The organism is Helicobacter sp. 13S00482-2, from assembly GCF_002272795.1.
Lineage (GTDB): Bacteria > Campylobacterota > Campylobacteria > Campylobacterales > Helicobacteraceae > Helicobacter_J.
Genome location: NZ_MLAT01000011.1, coordinates 45,908 through 53,964 on the forward strand (window position 1 = coordinate 45,908; position 8,057 = coordinate 53,964).

The following is an 8,057-nucleotide window of genomic DNA, read 5'->3' on the forward strand; positions in this document are numbered from 1 at the left end:
CGCTAAACCTCATATTTGACTTGTTTATATTCAATTACCTAGGGAAATCTTACCATTAATTCTCCACATTCTACCTAAATTTCAAACTAAAAATCAACTTTATTAATAGGAATTTTTAAAATCATTAGAAAGATATAAGATATAATATGCGTATTTTAAAACATTCACAACAAAACTAGGTATTAGGAGTTTTATGAACTATACGAAAATTATATCTTTAATCTTGCCAATCGTGATATTTATAGGCTGTGCAAAAACAAACAACGAATACAATAAACCTGCTATGTATTGGTATCAAGGTATTTTAAAGGAAATAAAATTTGGAAATCTTGAAGGTGCGGATAATTATTACTCATCACTTCAAAGCGAACATATCAACTCTCCTTTACTTCCAGAGGCAATGTTTATTTTAGGACAAGCCCATATGAGTCAAGAAGAATACATTCTAGCAGAATTCTATTTTGACGAATATCTCAAAAGATACGGAACCATACAAAATGCTGATTATATAGCGTTTTTAAAATTACAAGCACATTATTATGCTTTTAAAAATCAGAGCAAAGATCAAGAATTTATTACAGACACCACCCAAGCTTTAGATGACTTTATAAATAAATACCCTAATAGCCGTTATATTCCGTATGTTGAATATATGCAAGTAAAATTCGTCTTGGGTCAAAATGAACTCAACAAAGCCATTGCAAATGTATATAAAAAACAACACAAAAAAGAAGCTTTAGAAAAATACTTGGATAGAATTGATGAAGAACTCGATAAACAAACACATCCAAAACCCTCTCATATCCCCTGGTATGTTTTTATATTTAATTGGTAAGGAAATCAATGCAAATAAGTAACTATGGGAGTTTTCCCAGCGTAATCCCGGTCATTATAGAAGATGAAGCCTTTATGTATCCATTTATGATCACACCTATTTTTATCACCGATGAAGCCAACATCAAAGCTGCCAATAAAGCTCTAGAGCAAAACGATTTAGTATTTGTAAGCTGTGCAAAAAGCTCTGAAGAACAGAAAAAATCTAAAAATAGTTTTTATGATGTGGGTGTTATCGGCAGTTTAATGAGAAAGGTTGCCCTTCCTGATGGGAGAGTAAAACTCCTTTTTCAGGGCATCACAAAAGGTAAAATTATTTCTATACAAGATGAAAATCCACTACAAGCACTTGTGGATGTTATCATTTACAAGGATTATGAACCTGAAAAAATCAACGCAATTATGGCTATTTTACGTGAAAAAGTCATTGCCTTAGCAAATATCAGCCATTTCTTTCCACCTGATTTGCTCAAGGCTGTAGATGAAAACGATGACCCTAATCGCATCGTTGATCTCATCGCTTCAGCACTTCGTCTAAAAAAAGATCAATCCTATAAGCTTTTTTCAAGCAATGACACCGAAGAAAGATTATTGTTGTTAATAGATCTCGTGATAGAAGAAACTCAAACCCAAAAACTCCAGAAAGAAATTAAAAGCAAAGTTCATAACAAGATAGAGCAGATTAATAAGGAGTATTTTCTCAAAGAACAACTCAAACAAATTCAAAAAGAACTTGGTGTAGATAAACAGCGAGATGAAGAAATTGACCAATACTTTGAAAAACTTGAAAAAATAAAACCTTTTATGCATGAAGATGCCTACAAAGAAGTAAAAAAGCAAATAGATCGCCTGAGCAGAATGCATCAAGACAGTGCTGATGCCAATATTATTCAAAACTACATTGAGTGGGTTCTTGAAATTCCATTTGGAAAAGTTGGGAAGAAAAAACTATCCATCAAGAATGTTCAAAAACAGCTTGATTCAGATCATTATTCGCTAGAAAAGCCAAAAGAACGTATCGTGGAATATTTTGCCATCAGAGAACTTCTTGCTCTCAGAGATAAGACAAATACTGAAGGAAAAGGAACTATTTTATGCTTTTATGGTCCTCCTGGTGTGGGAAAAACAAGCTTAGCAAATTCAATCGCTAAGGCCATCAAACGACCTTTGGTCAGAGTTGCATTAGGGGGACTTGAAGATGTGAATGAATTACGTGGACACAGACGTACTTACCTAGGAGCTATGCCAGGAAGAATCATTCAAGGTCTTATTGAGGCAAAAGAAATGAACCCTGTGATGGTTTTAGATGAAATTGACAAAGTAGGAAGAAGTATGCGAGGGGATCCTACAAGTGTGTTGTTAGAAATTTTAGATCCTGAACAAAATGTCTCTTTTAGAGATTACTATACCAATTTCAACATTGATCTCTCGCAAGTTATTTTTATTGCCACAGCAAATGATATTTTCAATATACCAACCCCGTTGAGAGATAGGATGGAATTCATAAGCGTTTCAAGCTACACACCTCAAGAAAAAGAAGAAATTACAAAAAAATATCTGATTCCTCAAGAACTTAAAAAACACGCCTTGAAAACTGACGAAATTTCTTTCACTCAAGAAGCCATCAGACTTATCATAGAAAAATATACTCGAGAAGCTGGAGTGCGAAATTTAAGGCGAAATATCGCAACCATTATGCGTAAATGTGCGAAAAAAATTTTAGAAAGTAAAAATGAAGTTAAAAAAACCATCATCACCCCAAAAAATTTACCTGAATATCTTGATAAAATAGTATTTGAGATTGATAATGTGGATAAAGAAAATAAAATTGGCATCATAAATGGTTTAGCCTGGACAAGTGTAGGAGGAGATGTTCTCAAAATAGAAGCCATTAAAATAAAAGGTAAGGGGCTACTCACTCTTACAGGAAGTCTAGGAGATGTCATGAAAGAATCTGCTAGAATTGCTTTTTCAGTGGTAAAGGTATTGATAGATTCAAAAATAATAAAAATCCCTCCAATAAAATCTAAAAAAACTAAAAAGCCTGAGGAGGAAACCCAAATTTATAATCTATATGATATTCATTTGCATGTTCCTGAGGGGGCAACACCAAAAGATGGCCCGAGTGCTGGAATTGCTATGGCAAGTGTCATTGCTTCTATCTTGTGTGAGAAAAAAACAAGATCTGATGTAGCAATGACTGGAGAACTCACACTCACGGGCAATATTTTACCCATTGGAGGACTCAAAGAAAAACTTATCGCCGCACACAAAGCGGGTATCAAAACAGCTCTCATACCCCAGAAAAACTACGCAAGAGATCTTAAAGATATACCTGAAGAAGTAAAAAAGGAAATAGAAATCATTGGCGTTGATAGAATTGAAGACGTGCTTAAAAAAGTACTTATCTGAAGCGATACGCCTATTGCTTCCTTTGTATTTGCAAATTTTATTTCTTTTGATTTTACTATTTTTTTCAGACTAATGCCAATCTTGGTTTATTCACATTTTTTACATTCTAGTATGAATCCTCTCATTTCTGTGAATGTCACGTTTTAATACTTTTAAAAAATTTCCTATAAATTCAATTCGCTTTTTGCATTGAAAAAAATACATCAGTAGTAGCATATATCTAAATCTAAAAAATAAAGGATGCCTGTATGAAAAATATTAAACAAGATAGCGAATCAACATTTCACAGACGAGATCTAATGAAAACATCTACGATCTTATTTGGAGGACTTTTATTAGGAGGACTAGGAAAATCCGTATATGCCAAAACTAATCCAAGCGAAATATTCAAACCTTTAAAGGAGAATCCCTTAATTTTAAATTCAAATGAAAACTCTTTGGGGATGTCAAAAAAAGCTCACAATGCGATTATACAACGCCTTCCAAAGGCTTTCAGATATTTGCGTTATTCCTCACATTCTCCAAGAATGGAATTAATGGATAAAATCGCAAGTATGTTCAAACTCACTCAAGATAATATTACTCTAGGTAATGGTTCTTCAGAAACAATTCAAGCTGCAATTCAAGCGCTTATCACAGAACAAAAAAATACCAATGTTCCTGTTCAATTACTCATACCCGAGCTCACCTTCGAATTTGCAGAGCTTTACGCTAAGCCTTTCAATATAACTATCACTAAAATTCCATTTGACTCAAAAATGGGTATAGATATTCCTAAAATGAAAGAAAATGCAGAAGCTTTCAAAGGATTTTCTATCGTTTATATTTGCAACCCAAACAATCCTACTGGACTAATCACTCCAGCAAAATATATTGATAAATGGATAAAAGAGGCTCCAAAAGATAGAGTATTCTTTATCTTTGATGAAGCTTATGGTGAATATGTAGATGACAAAAGATTTCAGAGTGCTATAAAATGGATACCTTTAAAACAAGAGAATATTCTTGTTACAAAAACTTTTTCTAAAATGTATGCTTTGGCAGGATTGCGAATTGGTTATGGGGTGGGATCTCCTAAGACCATTAAAAAAATACGAGCATTCGTAGAGTTGGATAATATAAACGCATTGGCTGCTGTGGCTGCTAATGCCTCATTAGAAGATAAAGAATTTGCTAAAAGAAGTATTCAGGCGAATGCCACCTCAAGAAAGATCCTGAGTGATACGCTTGATGAACTAAAAATCAAATATCTTCCTTCTCAAGCTAATTTTATGTTTTATCAAATAAAAGGCAATCTTAAAACCTTTCAAAAACGAATGGAAGACAAACATATTATCGTCGGTAGAGAATTCTCACCTTTGAGTCAATGGAATAGAATATCTCTTGGGGTTCCTGCAGAAATGAACGCATTCACAAATGAACTTAGAAATTTTCGTAAAAAAGGCTGGATTTAATAATTTCATATATAGGCTATAATTCTCTTATATACTTTAAGGATAGAAGATGCAAGCTGGAATTATTGGTCTAGGTCTTATTGGTGGATCAATGGGGTTGGCTCTAAGAGAAACAAAGATGTTTAAAACCATCTTGGGCTATGATATTAACCCTTTACATAATCAACAGGCATTGTCTTTGGGTCTTGTTGATGAATGTATTGAACTCAAAGACATTCAAGAATGCGATGTCATTTTTCTAGCCATTCCCCTAGATGGTGTCATAACAACGCTTCAAACATTTGATAATATATCCCCGCACACAACCATCATAGATTTAGGCGGTGCCAAAGAAAAAATCGCCTTATCTGTGCCGAGCAATATTCGTAAAAATTTTATCGGTGCTCATCCGATGAGTGGAACAGAATTTTTTGGCCCAAAAGCGGCTCTTAAAGATTTATTTAAAAATAAAATTATTATTCTTACAGATATCCAAGACAGTGGTGAATTTCAAGTAGCTTATGCCAAAGAAATTTTTGTATCCATTGGAATGCAAATTATTAAAATGGATTCCAAAGAACACGATTGGCACATCGCACTTATAAGCCATTTGCCCCATATTATTAGCTATGCTTTAGCTAATGCAGTACTCTCTCAAGAAGATCCTCAAACCATACTCGCACTCATTGGTGGAGGATTCAAAGATATGAGTAGAATATCAAAAAGTTCCCCTATTATGTGGAAAGACATCTTTAAGCAAAACAAAGAAAATGTATTAAAATCATTGGAGATATTCAAGAAAGAGATAATGCTAGGAAAAAAGCTGATAGAGGAAGAAAAATGGGAAGATCTTAAAGCGTGGATGGCCAAGGCCAACACACTTCAAAATTTTATGTAATAAAATAGAGGGTCGCAACAATCAAGCAAAATTTGATTTAATTTGAGAAACCCAAGCATCAATACGACTATCAGTCATATCATCTTGATTATCTTCATCAATGGCTAGTCCAACGAACTTCCCACCATCAACACCCTTTGAATCATCAAAAGTATAGCCATCTGTAGATGTTTGACCTATCAATTTGCCACCCTTTGCTTTATCATACAAATGATACAACGCATCACAAAATGTATCACTATAAGTATCCTGATCGCCAAGTCCTACAAGTGCAACCGTTTTGCCCGAAAAGTCTGCTTCATCCAAAGATCCGATAAAATCTTCCCAATCTGTTTGAAGATCGCCACTACCATAAGTAGAACTAGCCAAAATCAAATTATCAAACCCTAAAAGCTGATCTTTAGAGGCCTTTGCAACATCAATTAATTCTGTATTTTCCTTACCAAGTTTATCGGCAATCTTCTCACAAATTGTCTGTGTATTGCCACTATCACTTCCATAAAAGATTCCTACTTTTTTCATTTATTGTCCTTTATAATTTATTTTCAGTGGATTATTATACATCAAAAACTTTATATAAAAACCTAATTAAATTCTCTTTTGTTTTTTGCTGATTTTTTTGAGAAAAATCCACACAAAACCTAAAATTACAAGAAAAATGACTGGCATCAAATAGGGCTTATCTCCGATATAAGAGAAAATTCTCTTCACAAATTCACTAGCAAAAAATGAAAGTATTCCTATTAATAGTGCCCAAATCAAACAAGATAACGCATTTAAAATCAAAAAACGACTTATTTTATACTTGCTCACGCCAATAGCAATTGGCACAATCGTCTTGACTCCATAGATATATTTATTAAAAAATATTAGCCAAATTCCATATTTTTTCATCCATATATGAACGAGGGCAACTTTTCTACGATGTTTGACAAAATATTTCAAAATGTCATTTTTTTGATATCTCCCTAGAAGTGCTAAAATGCTACTCCCAAAAGTATTACCCAAAAAAGCCACAATAATTGAAGTTCCTATATCCATACTACCTAAAGAACTAAGTATGCCAGCGGCAACAATGCCCACATATCCACTGCCCATACAATAAACAAATAAAAATAAATATCCCCAAGTCTGATAAGAATCCTGGAATGATTGGATTGTTTGTTGCATTTACCCTCTTTGTCCTGATTTTAGATTTACCTGAAAAATGGTTTTATTCTATCTTTAAAATGATAACAAATATCATCTACAAAATATAAGGAATAAAATTTGCTAGTATTGACCAAATAGAAGAACATTGCGTTCTAGGTATTTAAGATTCTAACTTTTCAAGTTATTAAAATGATAAAATAAAAAGGTTTCAAATGCAAAGTGGATATTATTCGGCTACTGGCGGTATGGTCACGCAGTTCAATAGACTTGATATTATTTCAAATAATCTTGCTAATCTCAACACAAATTCTTTCAAGCGTGATGATGTTGTCATAGGAGACTTTTTGAGACTTTATCAAACTTATCAAGAAACTCTTCCGCTCAAAAATCAAACTCGTGAAGCCGCTAAATATATCAATAGAAATCTTGATAGAGTGCCTATTATTTCAGAAGAATACACAGATAAAAGTATTGGATCAATGAGCAAAACAGACAATCCTTTAGATTTTGCTCTTGATAAAGAAAATGCTTATTTTGCAATTCAAACACCAAATGGTGTGAGATACACACGTGATGGGAGCTTTACAATTAGCACAGATGGAACACTTAGCACTAAAGAAGGTTATGAGGTCTTGAGCAGAGTTGGCTTGGATAATGAAGGTGGGATTATGATTCCTCAAAGTATGGAGGTAGAAGCAGATAAAAATGGTAATTTGTATTTTAGAGATACCGCAAATGAAAATCTAGCTGAACCATTAGCCGCAGGAGCAATTGCCATCGTTAGCTTTGCAAATCCAAAATATTTAAAGAAAGTAGGCAAAAATCTGTATGAATATCCAAAAGACAAAATCAATGAAAGAGAAAATCTCATCGCCCCCAATGCACTCTACCAGCACTATATCGAAAAAAGCAATGTGAATGCAGTCATTGAGATGAGCAATTTGATTGAAACCAACCGTTTAGTAGATATGTATTCAAAAGTTCTAAAAACTCATATGGATGATCTCAACACAGAAGCCATCAGCAAACTTGCGACAAGAGCTTAAGGATAAGATTTTGAATAAATTGGCTTTGAAAAATTATTGTAGATTTTGTTAAGACCTTAAAAGAGTATGTGTCTGATAACTGCAACAGTTGGTCGATAAAAGGTTTTATTAATGATAAAAAATTTGCTAGTAAATTGGATTTGAACTAGTATTGAATAATGATTATTTATTGTCTCTATCAATGCTAGAAAAAGGTATTTTAGAACAAATTATTTAGACAAATAGATCTATTTTGATATTTCAAACCTCTATCACATATTCCTCGCTTTTTGTTTTTGGAAT

The 8,057-nt window shown here is 33.3% G+C and carries 7 protein-coding genes; 5 read left to right on the top strand and 2 right to left on the bottom strand.

The window, feature by feature from the left end; genetic code table 11:
- Positions 1-193 precede the first annotated feature (193 nt).
- The 4 genes from bamD to BKH42_RS06295 all read left to right on the top strand — a co-directional run bounded on the left by bamD (position 194) and on the right by BKH42_RS06295 (position 5,577).
- On the top strand, positions 194-835 hold the full coding sequence (gene bamD / locus BKH42_RS06280; protein WP_095295772.1) for an outer membrane protein assembly factor BamD: 642 nt from the start codon (positions 194-196) through the stop codon (positions 833-835).
- Between the two features lie 8 nt (positions 836-843).
- Entirely contained in the window at positions 844-3,246 is a 2,403-nt protein-coding gene (gene lon / locus BKH42_RS06285) for an endopeptidase La (protein WP_095295773.1), read from the top strand.
- A 248-nt stretch (positions 3,247-3,494) separates the two neighbouring features.
- On the top strand, positions 3,495-4,700 hold the full coding sequence (locus tag BKH42_RS06290) for a histidinol-phosphate transaminase (protein ID WP_095295774.1): 1,206 nt from the start codon (positions 3,495-3,497) through the stop codon (positions 4,698-4,700).
- A 49-nt stretch (positions 4,701-4,749) separates the two neighbouring features.
- Positions 4,750-5,577 carry a prephenate dehydrogenase gene (locus tag BKH42_RS06295; protein ID WP_095295775.1) on the top strand — a complete coding sequence of 276 codons (828 nt, stop codon included), beginning with the start codon at positions 4,750-4,752 and terminating at the stop codon, positions 5,575-5,577.
- Between the two features lie 21 nt (positions 5,578-5,598).
- Here the strand turns inward: BKH42_RS06295 and BKH42_RS06300 are convergent, their stop codons facing one another.
- Together BKH42_RS06300 and BKH42_RS06305 are read right to left on the bottom strand one after the other, a co-directional pair.
- A complete protein-coding gene (locus BKH42_RS06300; RefSeq protein WP_095295776.1) occupies positions 5,599-6,099 on the bottom strand; it encodes a flavodoxin in 501 nt (166 codons plus the stop codon).
- A 66-nt stretch (positions 6,100-6,165) separates the two neighbouring features.
- Complete coding sequence (locus BKH42_RS06305) at positions 6,166-6,747, bottom strand: DedA family protein (RefSeq protein WP_095295777.1); 582 nt, start codon at positions 6,745-6,747, stop codon at positions 6,166-6,168.
- A 194-nt stretch (positions 6,748-6,941) separates the two neighbouring features.
- On the opposite strand from BKH42_RS06305, the gene BKH42_RS06310 reads away from it, so the two are divergent.
- A complete protein-coding gene (locus BKH42_RS06310) occupies positions 6,942-7,775 on the top strand; it encodes a flagellar hook-basal body protein (protein WP_095295778.1) in 834 nt (277 codons plus the stop codon).
- Positions 7,776-8,057: the final 282 nt, after the last annotated feature.

What these genes read in the sequence shown, in the direction of transcription:
- BKH42_RS06310 (WP_095295778.1), top strand. Translation starts at nt 6,942, where the DNA reads ATGCAAAGTGGATATTATTCGGCTACTGGCGGTATGGTCACGCAGTTC.
- lon (WP_095295773.1), top strand. Translation starts at nt 844, where the DNA reads ATGCAAATAAGTAACTATGGGAGTTTTCCCAGCGTAATCCCGGTCATT.
- BKH42_RS06290 (WP_095295774.1), top strand. Translation starts at nt 3,495, where the DNA reads ATGAAAAATATTAAACAAGATAGCGAATCAACATTTCACAGACGAGAT.
- BKH42_RS06300 (WP_095295776.1), bottom strand. Translation starts at nt 6,099, where the DNA reads ATGAAAAAAGTAGGAATCTTTTATGGAAGTGATAGTGGCAATACACAG.
- BKH42_RS06305 (WP_095295777.1), bottom strand. Translation starts at nt 6,747, where the DNA reads ATGCAACAAACAATCCAATCATTCCAGGATTCTTATCAGACTTGGGGA.
- bamD (WP_095295772.1), top strand. Translation starts at nt 194, where the DNA reads ATGAACTATACGAAAATTATATCTTTAATCTTGCCAATCGTGATATTT.
- BKH42_RS06295 (WP_095295775.1), top strand. Translation starts at nt 4,750, where the DNA reads ATGCAAGCTGGAATTATTGGTCTAGGTCTTATTGGTGGATCAATGGGG.